Here is a 16,442-nt window from a genome sequence, read left to right on the forward strand (position 1 = left end):
TTTCGGTATTACTTTAAATGATCTAAAAAAGTATTTAACTGCTCAAATAGTTTTGTTGATTTTGCCATTTCCCTATCTATACTCCCGTTATTGTTTTTAGTTCCTTTTACTCCCGATTTATCCGTAAAAATTTTTAAATCAGACTTTTCTTTATCACCTGGATCATAGATTCGATCATAATAAAATGATCGCTCATTATTTTTAAATTGGCTTTTATTTAATACGAAAAGATCCATTTTAACTGCGCGAGGATCATAGGTGTTTAAATCAAAATAGAAAGGACTTATATTGATAACATTATCTAATGTGTCAGCTTCTTCACATATATATATGGAATGTACATTTACATAATTAGTTTTTTCAAGGTTACGATCTGATGTCTCTTTGGAATCTTCTCTAAGAAAAATTTCTGTTTTAAATTTCGCTATTGGGTCACTACGATGTTTAATATAATAACGGTGATGAACTGATTTAATCCGGTAATTATTAATGAACTTTGATTTTCTTAGCAATTCATATAACAATTGTTCTGAGGCCCAATAGAGCTCGTAATTGTTAATTCCTTTATCAAGAGTTTGTTCAATAAACATCTCAACTCCATCTCTGAACATTTTGAATGAAGGTACGAGTTGTTTTACAAATGTTATTTCTTTTTCCTGTCCAAATTTTTCAAGTATCTTATGACATAGACTTTTAAGGGTGTCTAAATTTTCCTTGCTGAAATTCTTTGAGGATTTTAAAAGATCAGAGATTTCCTGGTTAGTTGCCGACATTTTATTTCTGTCTTTAGCACTCAAAAATTCATCCCATAAGATAGATAAGACAGCATATTTGCATATATCCAAATAGGTATAATAATAGCACTCAATCAACCTGAAACGTTGTTCCCCAAATTTCCTGTTTTTACGATACTCTCTGTTTCCGCCTTTTATATCAAATGCCATTATAAAGTTCCCTAAAATAAAAGGCGGACTCTTATGATAATTATCTGTAGGATTATCCGTATTTACCTCTCTAAATACTTCTGCTAAATTCTGATTAATGCGATAATTCTCAATTTTTCTTTTGCAAATGTCATTATAAAGACCACTAAATTTTTCGAGGTGTGATCTATCAATTGGAAAGATATTATTATTTTCTATAAGGTCATCTGCAATCGATATAGGTAAAAAGTTAAGGCGTCCCTGATTGTGATAAGAGTCCATTCTATATAATGTCCCCAATAAATAAAGTCTTTCATTTTTCTCAAGAAATACTCCACAACCGGAAAACCCCACAATCTGATCATGTTCCACATGTCTATGAGGTTCTATTACATAAAAATGTTCCGTAGGAGGTTTTTCCTTTACAACACAATTTATCTTCATTGCCGGAAAGTCGTCTCCTTTTTTACTTTCGGGAAAACCATATATGACTACCTCATCTTCAAATTCTACTTCATCAAACACGGATAACTCAATATCTTCAATCCGTTTAACCAGTATGATTGTGAAGTCCAGCTTTTCATGTGAAAAAGCATCTAAAACTTCCAGCTTTTCCCCGTTAGGTTTTGCCACATTTACTTTTTTGGCATCTGGATTTTCCAAATTATGCTTTGCCGTAAGAACATATGAATATTCTTCTGATATAGGGTTTAATAAACAACCACTTCCGTTGTTTACCCTAACTGAATACTTTAAGTATAAGTCGTCTATAGGCATTTAAGTCAATTTTAATTCTTGTCTGTTCAAGAATGTTGCTTCAAATCTCATTTCATTGAGCTCTTTTTTAGTAAAAACAATTCTAGGGAGGTTATAATTAAACAATAGCTTACAACCTGGTTTATTCTTAATGATTCTGGCAAATGTTACTTTATCCGGTAGCCCGTGCTTCAATCCATTAGTTAACGTTACAAAAGTGTCGCAATCAACTAAATTCAGGAGTTCGTCATTTGTATTTTTTTTACTGGCATGATGTGACAACTTAAGAAGGTCTAACCTTAGGGGATTTGCACTAGTAAATCCCTGCTCTTTTAGGTATGTTGTTATTACATTGGGGTGGGCGTCTCCTAACAATAGAATTTTGCAATCATTATATGTTAACAAAATGGCGATTGAACTGCCATTGGGAATTGAATTATCCTCAATAAAATTATCTTCAGACTTAATTAAGTCCTCTATAGAAATATGATAATCTGTTTGCTTAGGGGAAGCCTCTAGTGATAAAGGTCTTTCTGTTTGCCAGCGATTATTTAGCTTTTTAAGACCTTTTTCATTCGGTGAGAGAACAGTTATTTTACATCCTTCTAAGGTATATTCTTTTCCTTGCTTAATTATTTCTTCAACCCAACTATTTCCCTTCTTTAAATATTCTTCAAGCGTCGCTCCTTGTCGAACACTTGTATCAAGTTTAGAGTATCGATTAAGAGGAATATCTCTATCAAGAGGCTCTCCTTCATCTTCAAACATATTACTAATTAATCTTCCTGAGTTAAACCAAACTTTTTTAATTAATGAATTGTCAAACTGTTTATTTGAATACATCCTTAGAATACCTCCAATGTGGTCATCATCTATATGGGTTATAATCAACAAGTCAATTGATTGACCTTCTGCAGCAATTCTTCTAATTTCTTTTTTTAGATCTCCCGGTCGTCCATTTTTAGAATAGGTAGTTCCGGTACCTCCATCTATCAAAATATTTTTAACACCTTTTTCTGAATTAAAGGAAACCAAGATACTATCACCATTATAGGCTTGAAGAAATTTGACCAACACACTCATTGATGTTTCGTGATATCAAAAAGATATCCTTTTTTAATTACTAAATCTTTAAGGGGATTTATTGGAGTAGATTCTAAATATAGGGAAATAATAGTTAAAAACAAAACACATTTACTTAATAATCAGAATTTTAAACATTAAAATGCTCTAAAAATTAGCATCTTATTTTTTACATAATATTGATTATTAACTTACCAGTATTCCAAAAAATATTATCTAAAATAATTTACGAAGTACTTAAACTCAAGGATATTATAAAGTGATACTTTAAAAAATTAAAGTACAAGAGTGTCTACCTTTTATCAAAAAATAACTTATCCAGATTTAAATAGAACCAACCGGAAACAAACATCCCCACGATTTGTAGTATTACCAAATGAAACAACAACGCATTTCATTTGATAATTATAACGGAGCCATGGTTCCGGTAAACATAGAAACTTTGCCGGAAATACTACAAAAAGGACATCGGTTCTTCCTGGAAGCTAAAAGCTTTTATCACCAAGAACCAGAAATCAAAGAAACTATTGATATCTACCTGGAACAACTAAACGAATTTTTGTCTAATCACGAAAAATTGATCCAAAATAACCATTCTGTTTCTTTCATTAAGACTTTTCTAGATATGCATAGCACCATTAAATCCAAAAATGAATTAAAAAACTTCATTTATGCATTACAAAAAGCAGTATCTAACAAAGAAATAACCAAAAATGATCCGTATGCCCAGCATATTAATCAGTTGCAGCATAAATTGATAAAACAACATAATGAAATGATCTTGCGGGAACAGGTGAAAATTATCATTAATCGCAAATGGCGATCTGAACTTAGAAACATTGTAAATCGAAATCCAACTGAAGGTTTATCTGGTATTGAGTATATGGTTTCTAAAGAGAACAAAAACATCCCAATTACAGACATCAAGAGGAATACATTGTTTACCTCATTTGATCAGCAACCTATCATTAGTACTACTCCAACCTTTCGATTACCCGGAGCGATTGGAGAATTGCTAGGAGATTTAGAAAAGTTTGAATTAGCCATTACCATCGAAGGTGATCAAGGTGGTGGCAAAACAAGATTTACCTATCAATTGGCAGATGCTTTTGCAGAAATTGGAAACAAGGTTGCCATTTTTACTTTAGAGATCGGTGGTAAATCAGACCTGATTACCCGAATGAAAAATGAGTATCTCAGTCCAAAAAACAGGAATCGTATCTCAAGAGCAGATCAACTTCCCGATGGATACAATACAATTACAAGTGCCGTTGGCACATTTGATGTGATTATTATTGATAGTTGGAATAAAACGGGATTACCTTCACAAGATTTTGATCGCTTACGAAAAGAACATCCGGATACCATTTTCATTGTTATTTTTCAGCGTACTACCCAGAAAACCATTCGTGGTGGAACAGCACCTTTATATGATGCAGGGATTAATATCGAAGTGATCAAAGTAGATGACACCTTCAGAAATAATTATGCAGTCACCACCAAAAATCGATATGGAATCACAGGAATTAAATACAATATTTCTACCAAAGAAATTATTGGAGCTGAGGAGACAAGAGAATTAGAAGAACAACCTCAAACAGCAATGGTATGACCTATTATTTCAAAATTATCAAAACCATCTGGAAGTTTTTACCAATAGCACTCGTTATTCTAATAGGAATCCTGTTTTTCCAATGGAAGAGAGAACGACAAAAGGTAGCAGATTTTAAGGAGATCCAAAATGCACAATTCCAGGAGATAGAAAAATGGAAAGATCAAGAAGGAAAAAGCAGAGCTAGAGCAGAAATAGCGGAGATCAATGCCAGAAATGCAAAATTGGTGATGAATCAAGAACTCCGGCAACTACTTAAAAAAGAAGTCGGAAACCTGAGACGTAACCTAATTAGTTATTCTGCTGTAAAATCTTCTACTCAAGGAAAGTTTAAGGCAAAAAGCAAGGATACAGTGTATGTGGTAAATGAATTAAAATCATTACCCGCAAAACAATTTGGAATCCAGAATCCAGATCTGGATTTTGAAGGTATCTATGTCCCTGAACTGGATACTTTAATGGCTAATTATAAAATCACTCACAACTTTGATATTTTCTACTACTACAAAAAGCCCGGTAAGTCTCCCTGGAATGTGTTCCGAAGAAAAAGAGCAGTCGCTGAGATCAAATTTCATAACCACGGATCACAAGCGGATAGTCTGTTTACCTTTGTTTTGGAGAGGAAAAAAGGATTGCTAAAAAGGCTTTTTAACAAATAAAATTCTGTTCACAACTTTACTGTCGGAATCTTTCCGAATTTTATAATTTTGACTAGGAAATAATCCTATTTATGAAAAAGGTTTTAGTCGCGGAAAATATCATTTTGGATAAAGAATTATTCGATTCTTTTTACTCAGATGCGAAAAGAAAAGGTGTTTTAGTAATCTCTAACAAAAAAGGAAGAGCCGAAATGAGTACAGGCATTTTTATGCTTAATGGCGTTCCAGATATGTCAAAAGATGATTACTATATCAAGAAAACATTATTTGGGTTAATCCGAAAATATGGTTGCTTCCATTTTACTCCCAAAAGATTTCAGGAAAAAATGTTACTGTATGAATATGAGACTGAAAGTAAGACTTGGAGTAGTTATAATGAAGCTGAATAAAGACCATAAACAAGGCTTAATTCTTGGGAACTAATATATTATTATAAATTATAAAACTTAAGATACAAAATGTATAAAAACCAATCCTTATTTTAAAATCATCCAATAAACTGGGAAAAACACTATGTTCTACAATAGAGGTCAGTTACAAAATGACTTGTTCATATCGATATTCAAATTCGAACTCATTAAATATACTCTTTAAATAATCTACATAGTTAATATCAGAATTGATCAAAGAGTGATTCCCAACTACAATTAATTTTTTTCTTTTTTCTGTTTGATAATTGTAAGCATATTCGATTATTTGTCCAAGTGCTTCACGAATACAATATTTTGCAGAAGAAGCTATTTTAACTTCATAAAAATCTATTCTATCCGGAAAATCAACTTTAAGATCTATATTAGCTTCCTCCATAGTGACATTCCGGATACCATACATCGATACTAATTCATTATATAGCTTTTGTTGAATTTTATTATGTCTTTTCGTAATAATGATCTCTTTAATATTTGATTTACGAAACGATTCCTTGATATCTTTTAACGTTACTCCTTTCCTCCTTAGAAGATTTTCTAAATCTTCTGTCCGAATATCAGCTCTATCTTTTTCAAGATAGATCGACCATAAAACGTACATATCATCCCAATATCTATTGATATCAATAAACCTCATTAAAAATCGATGCATTGAGGATATTTGGGTATTCTTAGCAATCTCCATCCCAAAAAGATCTGCTAAGTACTTGACAGCTTTCCTATCTGATATACTAAGGAGTCTTTTTTTAGAATAAAGGAAAGCTATCTTCCACACTACCAATGGTGCCAATCCTTTCTCGTCAATCAAGCTAAATTTTCCTTCTTGAGATGCTTCAACTATTTCATAAATAATACCTCTTGTATATAAGAAAGCTTGCTCTCTTGTCTTCTTTACACCAGCTCTATTTCTCCAGGTGTAATCAGTATCATACCCATAATCCTTGGATTGGGGTATATTATTCTTGTTTTTTCGTTCATAAATTTCAAATTTGGAGGAGTAAGCGGTTCCAGAAATATTCCCTAATGATCTAGTGCCATATTCTAACATATAACAAAAAGTATCCCTGCTTCCAGATTTATTATATTCCTCTAAAGTCATCTCCTTAACCCTTTCTAATGGCCAAGTATCTAAGAAATTTTGCAGTAATTGATCGTTAGTCATGATCTTTTAAAATATTCACACAAACCATACAAATAAGCTTTAGGCATCGATAATAGATTTTCCACAAAAGCATCTAATACCAAAAACCCTATCGTGATGTTTGGCTGAAAAGAATCCTGCCAATATTCTAAATTATTAATTAGCTCATCAACAGTATTCGCTGGTTTTAATTTCTTACTTTTCTCTATATATTCTTTATATGTAAGTTTCCAACTATTTAAAAGTGTATCTTCTAAATAACTTTTATAATTGGTTTTTATATTAAAAAGTGAATCCCAGCTATCAAATATATCCTGATTATTAGAATCAGTGGGTTCAATTTCTATTTCGTAAACTCCATTTTCAATATCTGGAATAGTTGGAACTTTCTTACAACTTACAGTAACCTTGATTCCACTATGCTCAGTAAATGGATAAAAAACTTTTGTTCCTCCTGTAATAGATAAAACATTTTTTGTGCCTTTTGCAGGACTTTCATTACACTTATCTCCTATGGGAATGAGATTATCAAAATTTACAGAGGAATATGGAAAATCATCTTTACAAAGCCAATGATCCAATGCTGGTCTTGATTGCCCTGCAACATATAAGTAACCTTCTAAACCACAAAAAGGGCATATTTGGGAATGATGAGTATTAATAAAGTTTTTAGCATATTCTTTTACTGTTGTTTTAGCTTTTAAAGTTTCAAACTTATCATACTGCAATGAATTTTTCCATAAATGCATTAATACCGATTTTAACTCATTAGAAACTTCTGGGAAACCAGAAATAGGTTTTGCTTCAATTCCTGAAATTCTATTACATAAGTTTTCTATTTGAATACCATCAGTAAAAGCTTTAACCAAAAGGTCCCTTTGCGCCTTGTCAGCAATAGATTTATACTTTAGATATAACCTATTAAATTTTTGATATAATCCATTTTCTAAATTATTTGTTGTCCCAAAAACTTCATTAAACCAATCAGGAAAAAGATTAATGTCGAAAGTATCAGCATTTTCCAATTTTAAAAAAAAAGTTACAGGAATTTCCATTAAATATGATAATCCCGTTGGTTGTTTATAAAGCTGGACTATCATCTGTTTCTGGATTTGTTAGTTCATATAGTCGTTGATATAAGAATTGTTTTTCTGGTGATTCACCAAATTTACTAATGGCAATTCTTAATTCATCTAAATCAGACGATTGAATTGCATCTAATAGATCTTCATATGCTCTTTCAGGAATCAATCGTGTAGATCTATTTTGCATTTTACTAATCCGCTTCATGATATAATCAACTGAAGCGCCATAGGTTTCAAAATCTAATTCTTTTATGGTTGGTTTCCCTTTTTCTTTTTGGAACCAAAGTACATTTTTGGATTTACTGTCTGATAGAACAAAAGGCGAATGTGTAGATAAAGCAACTAATTGTTGTGCCTTCTCAGGATCTTGATAGCGATCTCTTCGCAGTTTGTATATTTCATTTATAGTATAAATAAATTTTGACCTCCAATCCGGATTAAAATGAGTAGATGGTTCATCTAATAGAAAAATAGTTCCCTCTTCTTCCATGAGCATTAAAGATCCTATTATATGCAAAAACTGATGTTCTCCATCAGAAAGATTTTTATAATACAATTCTTTTTTACTCCCTGTTTTCTTCTTAAGTTTTAAGCCATCGATATAAAAAACCTTATCCTTCTTAGGAAGCTTAGGAATCAAGTCTGAAATATTATCTTCCGATCCTGATGAAGCTTTCTTGACTCTATCCCTAATGGCATCAGAGTAATTATATATATTCAGTAAATTCATCAAGTAAAATTGGCGAAATAGATTCAGTCCATTACTAAACTCATTCTGAAATGCCATTTTTATATTGGTACCTATCTGGCGGAAATACAAAGTAACTTTTAACCATTTTTCTGAATCTTCTTCTTTATATACAAAATCGGAATATGTACAACACCGTTCTAATTTTTCAACAAAGCTTCTGAGTTGATAGGGTAACTTAACTTCCCAAAATAACTCGCTTTCTATCATAGAGAGTAATGATTCTGAATCTGAATCTCTTAACTCTTCAATAAGTTCTAGTAAGTTTTTGGTAGCGTGATCTTTTTTAACTTTTAGATTTAGTACTATATTAAATGAGCCCACGTCATCTACATCTGTCATAGCCTTAAGAATACCAAGCTCTTTTTGTTCTCCTGTATCATCTATATCACGCATCAAAAAATTACTTAATAGGACAAATGGATTAGAATCATAATCCATATAGAATAGTCTATTTTGCGAAATCTCCGCGGAATCTCCACCTTCTTCTAATTCTTTAAGATACTCATCAAAATAAAAGAAATCCATTCGAAGAAAAGGATTGCTTACCAATTCATTTTGACCAGATGAGTAGGCAATTATTTTTTTTGGTAATAATTGAGATACATTATAATCATAACTAAGATGTTCTGAGTCTAGTACAATCCATTCTTCATCATTTGTAAACTTGATCTGTATTTCCTGTCTTGGAAGTTTTTCAATTGCCACTTTTCGAATACTTCCCAGAGGAGTATCCGCTTTAAATGTAGTGTCTGATTGTAATAAATTATTAGCGGTCACTTTAGTTTCATATTCTATAGTAAAACCAAAAGGACTCTTTTTTCTAACATACTTTTTTGCTTGAGAATGATGTACTGCTTCCAGATAAAAAAAGATCTCTGAAATTAATTCTAAAACATTGGATTTTCCGGAACCATTTAATCCTGCAAGGCATACTGGGTCAATCTCATTACGATGAAAAACATTTTTGAAAATAACTTCAAATCCATTCGGTAATCCTCGAAATCCTTTTGCATTATTGATTACAATCCTATTTATCTTCATGCTTGGATTGTTTTAATGAAAGATACATTCTTTTATCATTCCCACGAATTTCATCTCCTACTGAAGCTAAAGAATATACCTGTTCAATAGATTTATTTTTCAACCCTTGATCTATAAACTCCTGAAGTAAGGTAAAGGCAGGATTAAATAAACTACTTTGCATTTCTTCTCGCATTTGCTTAAAAGCAAACAAACCATCGTATTTCACTTTAATGAATTGAGTAAAGATTAAAAACAAATCTTTCTTTATTGTATCTTTTTTTAAACCTAAGAGGCCCTTATTTTCCTCAAGTGCCTGAATTAAAATGTCAATATTAAATTCTGTTTTCCCGAAGTACTCGTAAATAGTTTTAGGTATATTTACTTTATAATTTTCAATGGTATATTTTCCTAATTGTTCCTGATTAATGAATTGTAGGATAGGATCATTTTCTTTACGTAATTCTTTTTCTAATTCTTTTTCTTTTTGTTCCCCTTTTGCTTGCTCTAGGTTTTTAAGAGTATAAGATTGATTATTGGTTATCTCCTTAAGAAATGGATTTTTTTCTAATAGTTTAAATGTAGGAAGTGAGTTTACAAATTTTAAGTGTGATATATTGTTAGTTCCCAAAGAATTCTGAAAACTTCTAATTTTATCTAGAGCTAAATTAGTACCACTAAGTTTTTTCTGAAGGTCATAAATATTACTAAAAGCAGAAGGAACTTTGGGCATAGCATTTAAATTAGCCAATAGTTTTTTCGTTGCAGGATTACCATTTATTTCTCCTAATTGTTCTGTAAACCAATTCACATCTCTTAAAGCTGTTTGGAGTTCTATTTTTTCATCTTGTAATTTTAGAGTACCGTTAAAAGCATCTTGTAATAATGATTGAAAGAGATTTTTCAAATCGTCTAAACTTTTTTGAATTAATTCTTTCTGAAGTTCAATTTTAGAAACAATTGAAGAGAATATTTCTTGTTGGTTTAGCTTTGGTAAAGGTATTTCTAACGCTTTGATCATTGCAAGATTTAAGTTTCTTTGTCTAACACCTCTTCTCTTAGATAGATGATATTTTCTTCCTATTTGAATTGCAAAATATACAAATGTAGATGTACATTTTTTCTCATTTAGCTTGGCAAAAGCAATGGCTTGATTACAGCTGGCAACTATTTTTGTGATACTTGATTTTAACGCAGCAGTATCATACATTCCCACAAGAAGACTGCCGGATTCAATTAATTTAGCGGATGTTTTTTTTACAGCAACTTCTGTAATTTTCTCATTACTTTTAGAGATATACATATCATTAAGTTCTCCAGAAGAAAACCAAGGAATATCTCCTTTAAAATAAGCATCAATACTTCTTGAAGGAGTACCACCGCTTTTCCATACTCCTAATTCATTAAGCTTAGTGAATTTTAAATTCTTTTCGTTCAAAACAGGATCTCCAAACATATCCAAAAAAGTAGCACGAAGTAATTCATCTAATAATTCTAAACTTTGCTCTCGTTTTTTAATGAGAGATTGCGCTTTATCTAAAACCGTAACTATTTGTTGTTGCGTTTGTAGGTCTGGTAATGGTATTTTTAAATCATTTAGAGCATTTTTGCTTACGTGAGGAATTGCTGCTCCAGTATTAGTTTTTTGAAAGTACTCATAATTAAATTGAAGAAACAAGCCAAAATAAGAAGGATTAATACTTGATTTATACTTCTCTTTAATAATCAAACGAGCTAATGTACTTCCTATAATTCCATTAAGCCCATAATTAACAGTACCTGCCTTTGAACCATCCCAAGCAATAATAGCATCATTTTCATTAACTTTAATTAAATTTACCTCATTAGTATATTTTAAATTATTGTTATGCCTTAAGTCTTCAATCTGAAGATACCTTGCATAAGATTCTTTTGTATTATTCGAATCAAAAACATTTGAAACTTTCTTTCCTTTTGTAATTAAAATTATGTCACCAATTTTTAATTCTTTCATCCAATCATATCATTTAATTCATTCAATTCTTTTTGGATGTCATTTTCTAAACTCAATAAAGTTTTTAGAATTTCTTTAGGTGGATCATATTCTTGTGGTGTATAATCAAAAGTTTTATAACGGTTAAAACTAAGGTCTAGATCATTTTCTTTTATAGTGTCTAAATCAACATAAAAATGTTCTTCTTTTTGATCAGTATCATTATCGCCTGACCTACGATGATATTTTTTTACGGCTAGTGGTAAAGGTTCATCTTTTAAGCGTTTACGATTATTGTCTAAAGAATACCCATCACTTTTTAGATTATAAAACCACACCCGATCCGTATGCCATTTTTTACTTTCTAGTTCTGCTTTGGTAAAGACTAAGATTGCTGTTTTTACTCCTGTATAGGGTTGGAATGCACCACTAGGTAAGGAAATAACAGCTTCTAGTTGTGTGTCTCTTAATAGAATCTCACGTGCTTTTTTCTGTGCTTTACCACTACCAAACAATACTCCCTCTGGTATAATCACTGCTGCTTTCCCTCCTGGTTTAAGCATGCGTACCATACGGTCGATAAATAGTAATTCACTTTGTGTACCAGGAATTCTAAATTTATCACTCATCCCACCTTTATCAATACGTCCCGTAAAGGGTGGATTGGCTAACACAATAGAATATTGCTCATCTTTTTCATAGCCTTCGTACTTATTAGATAAGGTATCAATATGTTCTATTCTTGGCACAGAAATATCATGTAACATCAGATTCATCAATCCAATACGTACCATAGTTTGATCTATATCAAAACCATAGAAGGTTTTTTCTTTTAGATTTTTCCAAACAGTATCTTTAGTGATTTTATCACCCATCGTACCTCTTACAAAGCCATTTTCATCCTTTTGCAAATACTTTTTGCTGGAATACTTAGTGAGAATGTGTTGATATGCGCCCAATAGAAAACCACCAGTACCGCAAGCAGGATCACAAATAGTATCTGTCCAATCTGGATCTAAGATTTCACACATCAATTGTATAATATGTCTAGGTGTTCTAAACTGTCCATTTTTACCGGATTGCCCTATTTCATTCAACAGATACTCATATACATCACCTTGAGTGTCTTGGAAATTCTGCCCTTCGTCTTGCTGTTTTTTGATCACATCATAAATGTCGTCAATTGCTTTTACAGCCTCATCCAACAAATTAGAATTATTAATTAAGAAAACTGCGTTTTCCATATAACGGACATAGGCAAATTCTTGTTCTATTTCTTTATTGGTTAAATCTCCATATAATTGTTTTTTAACCTTTTCCCGAACATCTTTATCTTCAATTTTTTTGAGATCAACCTTTTTATTGATCACTTTTATAAATGGAAATGCCTCTTGACTGACCAAATTAAGCATTGATTCGGGGTCTAGTTGCTTAAAGTGTGACCATCTGCAATTACTTTTATCGTCAAATTCTAACTCTCCTTTTTTATTGAATATAGGTTTGCCTTCTTTATCAATTTTAGGCACTAAAAAAACAGTTCTATAATCTTCTTCCGTAAATCCGGCTTGCTGTAATTTTAGTGTGTCTAATTCATCTATTCTGCGCATAAACAAGAGATATGAAATTTGTTCAATTGCAGAAATGGGATTGGTGATTCCTCTACTCCAAAACTTATCCCAGAGTTTGTTGATTTTACTTTTTAAATCGGATGATAACATAGTTTAAATACACTATTTAGTATTAAGCACTAACTCGTTCAGTTAGCGCTACAATTTTATTGATCAAGTCTGGCGAAAATACTCCTAATATTCCATTATTATGCAATTGGGTAAAAGGAGGATTGATTAAATCTTTTTTAGATACTGTTCCTTTATCTAAAACATAATTTTTAAGTATTTCTAAGAAACGAATTTGTTTACTCGTTAAATTATTGTGTTCCAAAATAAAAGCTTCAAATAGATCCGAAACAGTTTTTTCATAAGATTGAATTTGCTCTATTCCTAAAATATGCTTGATAAACTGAATAAACTTAGCTTGTTTATTATCATATACTCGTCTTAATAATTGCTCGGTAACAAAAGGATCTTTTTCGTTCAACAGTCGAGCTAGTTTTTTGATCTCTTCTGTGGTTAATTCTTCTCCGGACTTTAGTTTTTGTAAAGTTAAATCCTGCCTTGCCATACCCAAAACAGTCTCTTCTACCATTTCGCGATAACTACTTATACTTACTTGTTCATTTTCTGGTCCAAATTCTATAAGTTTCTTAGTGTAGGTAACATCCCTAAGATTTAGAAATGTAAAATCATTACCATCACTAAAAGCTTGTCTATATCGAATTAATGGTGAGATTTTCAGAATTAGTTCATCCTCCTTTACTTCGGAATATGATACCCAAAAAGAAGTCTTTAATGCATTTTGAATGAGTTGTTTCTCTTTTTCAACCTCACGAATAGTTAACGGTAATTCTGCTAATTGTGAAGTGATTAGTTCTACAAGGTTTTCATAATTAATCTTTTCATCTTGTAGTTTTAAAACAGAAGCTTCTACTAAATCTTTTTCAAAACGCATTGCCTTAAAATCCAATCCACTGATCGCTCTCATTATTGGTGCAATAACAATTTCTAAATACTCCAATCTGGTAGTATCAATATGTTCCCAAAATTCATCGGCTTCAACTTTAACTAAAGAACTTTTATGTTCAACAACAATTACACTTTTAGCAGGTAACTGTGCAATGAAATTCCGAATAGTTTTAATTTCTTTATGTACATACTCTACGTTATTTTCTAACAGTAATTTTAGCTTTTCCAATCGTAGAGAAAACAATTGTGTTGGTAAGGCTAACTGCGATTTATTTTTCCTTCCTTCTGGATTTAGCTTGAAATATTCGAAATTATCCCAGCAGTCAATGATTAGAAACTTATCTTTTTTGTTACACCAAGGCTTTAGATTGTTCCCATCTAACAATCGAGTCCCTCGACCTATCATTTGCCAAAACTTCGTGTAAGAAAATACAGGTTTTGCAAACACTAAATTTACTAATTCTCTTACATCAATACCGGTATCTAACATATCAACACTTAGAGCGATTCTTGGAAAGTCATTATTCTTAAACTGATCTAATAATCCGCCTTTCCCATAAACTCTTGGATCATCAGAAACAATTACTTTTGCCAGTTCTCCATTATATTGAGGGTAATATTGATTAAAAACATCTTTCAATGCTCTTGCGTGTCTTTTTCCAGTACAGAAAAATATTGTCTTTCCCGGTAATACTCCATTAGGGTCATTAATACATTCCTCCATAAACTCACGCACTATTAGCGTGTTTGTTCCTTTGTTTGAAACCGTTTTTTCCAATTGAGAACCTTCAAAATTGATTTCTTTAGGATCTTTTCCTTCAGCAATCATTTTCTTCTGATCTTCAACAGAAATGGTATTCAGATGGATACCTTCCTCTTGAAATTTGGTTCCGATTTTTAAAACTTCAAAATTATTTAGATATGGAGGTGTATTTTTTACAGCTTCTTCATAGGTATATGCAAAAGTTGGCAATCCATCTTCGCAATCAAATAATTGAAAAGTATTATGGTCAATGACATCGGTAGGAGTAGCTGTTAGACCTAATGTTATTGTGTTAAAATAATCAAGTACATTTTGGTATACATTATATATGGATCTATGACTCTCATCAATAATAACCATATCAAAGAAATGAGGAGATATTTTATCATGTCCTTCATCAATAATATTTAACATAGTTGGATAAGTCGATACATACACTCTGCGATCTAAAGCTAAATCTTTTTCTTCTTCTTTTGGCCAAACAGATAACTGAGGAGTATGCTCTCTAAAAGCTTCGATTGCCTGATTTCTCAACGCTATTCTATCTACTAAAAACAAAACTCTAGATATCCAACCTGCACGCATCAGTGCATCTACCATAGCAATACACGTTCTAGTTTTACCTGTTCCGGTGGCCATTACTAAAAGAGAATTTCTCTTTTTCTTTTCTAAAGATTCGAAAACAGAACGTATGGCTCCAATTTGATAGGCTCTACCTGCTATATCGGTATTTATAAGTTCTTCTGCCAAAGGTTTTTTGTATTTCCTTATATATGCTAAACGCTCTAAATCTGCACGAGTAGGAAAACCATATACTTTTCTTGGTGGAGCATTCCCTATATCCCAAAAATAAATATCATGTCCATTGGTATAAAAACAAAAAGGAAGATCACAATCAAATTTTATTTGAATATGATGGGCGTATTGTTTTGCTTGTTCTTCACCTTTTCTGGCGTCAACTGAGCTTTTCTTTGCCTCTATTACAGCAATTGGAGATCCGTCTTTACCCAATAATACATAATCCGAAAATTGATTTCCATACTTTTCATCAGGCTCATTTACAGTTTGAACTTCAACAAGCAACTCTTCAATCACCTGAGTAACATCATTAACATTCCAACCTGCATTCAGCAATTTGTTGTCTATGATTGTTTTTCTTGTTTGAGATTCGTTCATGCTCATTACTTTCGGAGTAAAAAATTCTTGGTATCTAAATTGGAGTATCTGATATTTAACACCAAAGAATTTGGATTATAAATATATCATTTTGATGAGAACTATAACAGATATAATTATAAAAAATACAAATAACAATCACAATTTTATATTTCAATTGTGAGATAATTATTACATAATCATCCTTTAGCGTTGATATGCAAAACAAACAATGGGATTTCTTAAATAACTTTTAGGGTTCTTTCGATATGATGCAGACTACGAAAACTAAGCAGACTTTTGGAGAATAGTAAAAAAAGAAAATAGTCCCGAATTTTCATTATTAGCGTGTTACAACCTGATCTAATCAAAACAAACCACTTTATAACGATATAATTACGATAAAATGTTGAAACTATGTTGAAACCAGTAGTGAATTAAACAGTTTCAATTAAAGACAAGAAACGACCAAAAACAAAGAAACCCTTTGAAAATCAAAGGGTTTACTTATG

Annotated in this window: 11 protein-coding genes; 3 read left to right on the forward strand and 8 right to left on the reverse strand. The window is 31.6% G+C overall.

Going from position 1 to position 16,442, the window contains the following annotated elements:
* Nucleotides 1-8: 8 nt before the first annotated feature.
* Together Q0975_RS01670 and Q0975_RS01675 are read right to left on the reverse strand one after the other, a co-directional pair.
* Nucleotides 9-1,700 carry a hypothetical protein gene (locus tag Q0975_RS01670; RefSeq protein ID WP_299432136.1) on the reverse strand — a complete coding sequence of 564 codons (1,692 nt, stop codon included), beginning with the start codon at nt 1,698-1,700 and terminating at the stop codon, nt 9-11.
* Nucleotides 1,701-2,762 (reverse strand): MBL fold metallo-hydrolase, encoded by a 1,062-nt coding sequence (locus Q0975_RS01675; RefSeq protein ID WP_299432139.1) that lies wholly within the window; start codon nt 2,760-2,762, stop codon nt 1,701-1,703. It abuts the gene before it with no gap.
* A 376-nt stretch (nt 2,763-3,138) separates the two neighbouring features.
* Here Q0975_RS01675 and Q0975_RS01680 point away from each other — a divergent pair, with 376 nt between their 5' ends.
* The 3 genes from Q0975_RS01680 to Q0975_RS01690 all read left to right on the forward strand — a co-directional run bounded on the left by Q0975_RS01680 (nt 3,139) and on the right by Q0975_RS01690 (nt 5,422).
* Nucleotides 3,139-4,374: an antirestriction protein gene (locus tag Q0975_RS01680; protein ID WP_299432142.1), complete on the forward strand. Its 1,236-nt coding sequence runs from the start codon at nt 3,139-3,141 to the stop codon at nt 4,372-4,374.
* Complete coding sequence (locus Q0975_RS01685; protein WP_299432145.1) at nt 4,371-5,033, forward strand: hypothetical protein; 663 nt, start codon at nt 4,371-4,373, stop codon at nt 5,031-5,033. The genes Q0975_RS01680 and Q0975_RS01685 overlap by 4 nt, the downstream gene beginning before the upstream one ends.
* A gap of 71 nt (nt 5,034-5,104) precedes the next feature.
* Nucleotides 5,105-5,422 (forward strand): hypothetical protein, encoded by a 318-nt coding sequence (locus Q0975_RS01690; protein ID WP_299432148.1) that lies wholly within the window; start codon nt 5,105-5,107, stop codon nt 5,420-5,422.
* Nucleotides 5,423-5,567: 145 nt separating this feature from the next.
* On the opposite strand, the gene Q0975_RS01695 is transcribed toward Q0975_RS01690, so the two are convergent.
* From Q0975_RS01695 to Q0975_RS01720, 6 genes are read right to left on the reverse strand one after another with little or no spacing between them, the layout of a single operon-like run.
* Complete coding sequence (locus Q0975_RS01695; RefSeq protein WP_299432151.1) at nt 5,568-6,623, reverse strand: hypothetical protein; 1,056 nt, start codon at nt 6,621-6,623, stop codon at nt 5,568-5,570.
* A complete protein-coding gene (locus tag Q0975_RS01700; protein WP_299432154.1) occupies nt 6,620-7,702 on the reverse strand; it encodes a hypothetical protein in 1,083 nt (360 codons plus the stop codon). Before Q0975_RS01700 ends, Q0975_RS01695 begins: the two co-directional genes overlap by 4 nt.
* The gene (locus Q0975_RS01705; protein ID WP_299432157.1) at nt 7,683-9,479 is read right to left on the reverse strand and encodes a restriction system-associated AAA family ATPase; all 1,797 of its coding nucleotides are present in this window, start codon (nt 9,477-9,479) and stop codon (nt 7,683-7,685) included. The genes Q0975_RS01700 and Q0975_RS01705 overlap by 20 nt, the downstream gene beginning before the upstream one ends.
* Complete coding sequence (locus tag Q0975_RS01710) at nt 9,466-11,451, reverse strand: restriction endonuclease subunit S (RefSeq protein WP_299432160.1); 1,986 nt, start codon at nt 11,449-11,451, stop codon at nt 9,466-9,468. The genes Q0975_RS01705 and Q0975_RS01710 overlap by 14 nt, the downstream gene beginning before the upstream one ends.
* A complete protein-coding gene (locus Q0975_RS01715; RefSeq protein ID WP_299432164.1) occupies nt 11,448-13,148 on the reverse strand; it encodes an N-6 DNA methylase in 1,701 nt (566 codons plus the stop codon). The genes Q0975_RS01710 and Q0975_RS01715 overlap by 4 nt, the downstream gene beginning before the upstream one ends.
* Nucleotides 13,149-13,170: 22 nt before the next feature.
* Nucleotides 13,171-15,951, reverse strand: a complete 2,781-nt coding sequence (locus Q0975_RS01720; protein WP_299432167.1) for a DEAD/DEAH box helicase family protein — start codon at nt 15,949-15,951, stop codon at nt 13,171-13,173.
* Nucleotides 15,952-16,442: the final 491 nt, after the last annotated feature.

Source organism: uncultured Aquimarina sp. (assembly GCF_947500065.1).
GTDB lineage: Bacteria > Bacteroidota > Bacteroidia > Flavobacteriales > Flavobacteriaceae > Aquimarina.

Coding starts and splice junctions, on each gene's coding strand:
- Q0975_RS01670 (WP_299432136.1), bottom strand. CDS start 1,700: ATGCCTATAGACGACTTATACTTAAAGTATTCAGTTAGGGTAAACAAC.
- Q0975_RS01675 (WP_299432139.1), bottom strand. CDS start 2,762: ATGAGTGTGTTGGTCAAATTTCTTCAAGCCTATAATGGTGATAGTATC.
- Q0975_RS01680 (WP_299432142.1), top strand. CDS start 3,139: ATGAAACAACAACGCATTTCATTTGATAATTATAACGGAGCCATGGTT.
- Q0975_RS01685 (WP_299432145.1), top strand. CDS start 4,371: ATGACCTATTATTTCAAAATTATCAAAACCATCTGGAAGTTTTTACCA.
- Q0975_RS01690 (WP_299432148.1), top strand. CDS start 5,105: ATGAAAAAGGTTTTAGTCGCGGAAAATATCATTTTGGATAAAGAATTA.
- Q0975_RS01695 (WP_299432151.1), bottom strand. CDS start 6,623: ATGACTAACGATCAATTACTGCAAAATTTCTTAGATACTTGGCCATTA.
- Q0975_RS01700 (WP_299432154.1), bottom strand. CDS start 7,702: ATGATAGTCCAGCTTTATAAACAACCAACGGGATTATCATATTTAATG.
- Q0975_RS01705 (WP_299432157.1), bottom strand. CDS start 9,479: ATGAAGATAAATAGGATTGTAATCAATAATGCAAAAGGATTTCGAGGA.
- Q0975_RS01710 (WP_299432160.1), bottom strand. CDS start 11,451: ATGAAAGAATTAAAAATTGGTGACATAATTTTAATTACAAAAGGAAAG.
- Q0975_RS01715 (WP_299432164.1), bottom strand. CDS start 13,148: ATGTTATCATCCGATTTAAAAAGTAAAATCAACAAACTCTGGGATAAG.
- Q0975_RS01720 (WP_299432167.1), bottom strand. CDS start 15,951: ATGAACGAATCTCAAACAAGAAAAACAATCATAGACAACAAATTGCTG.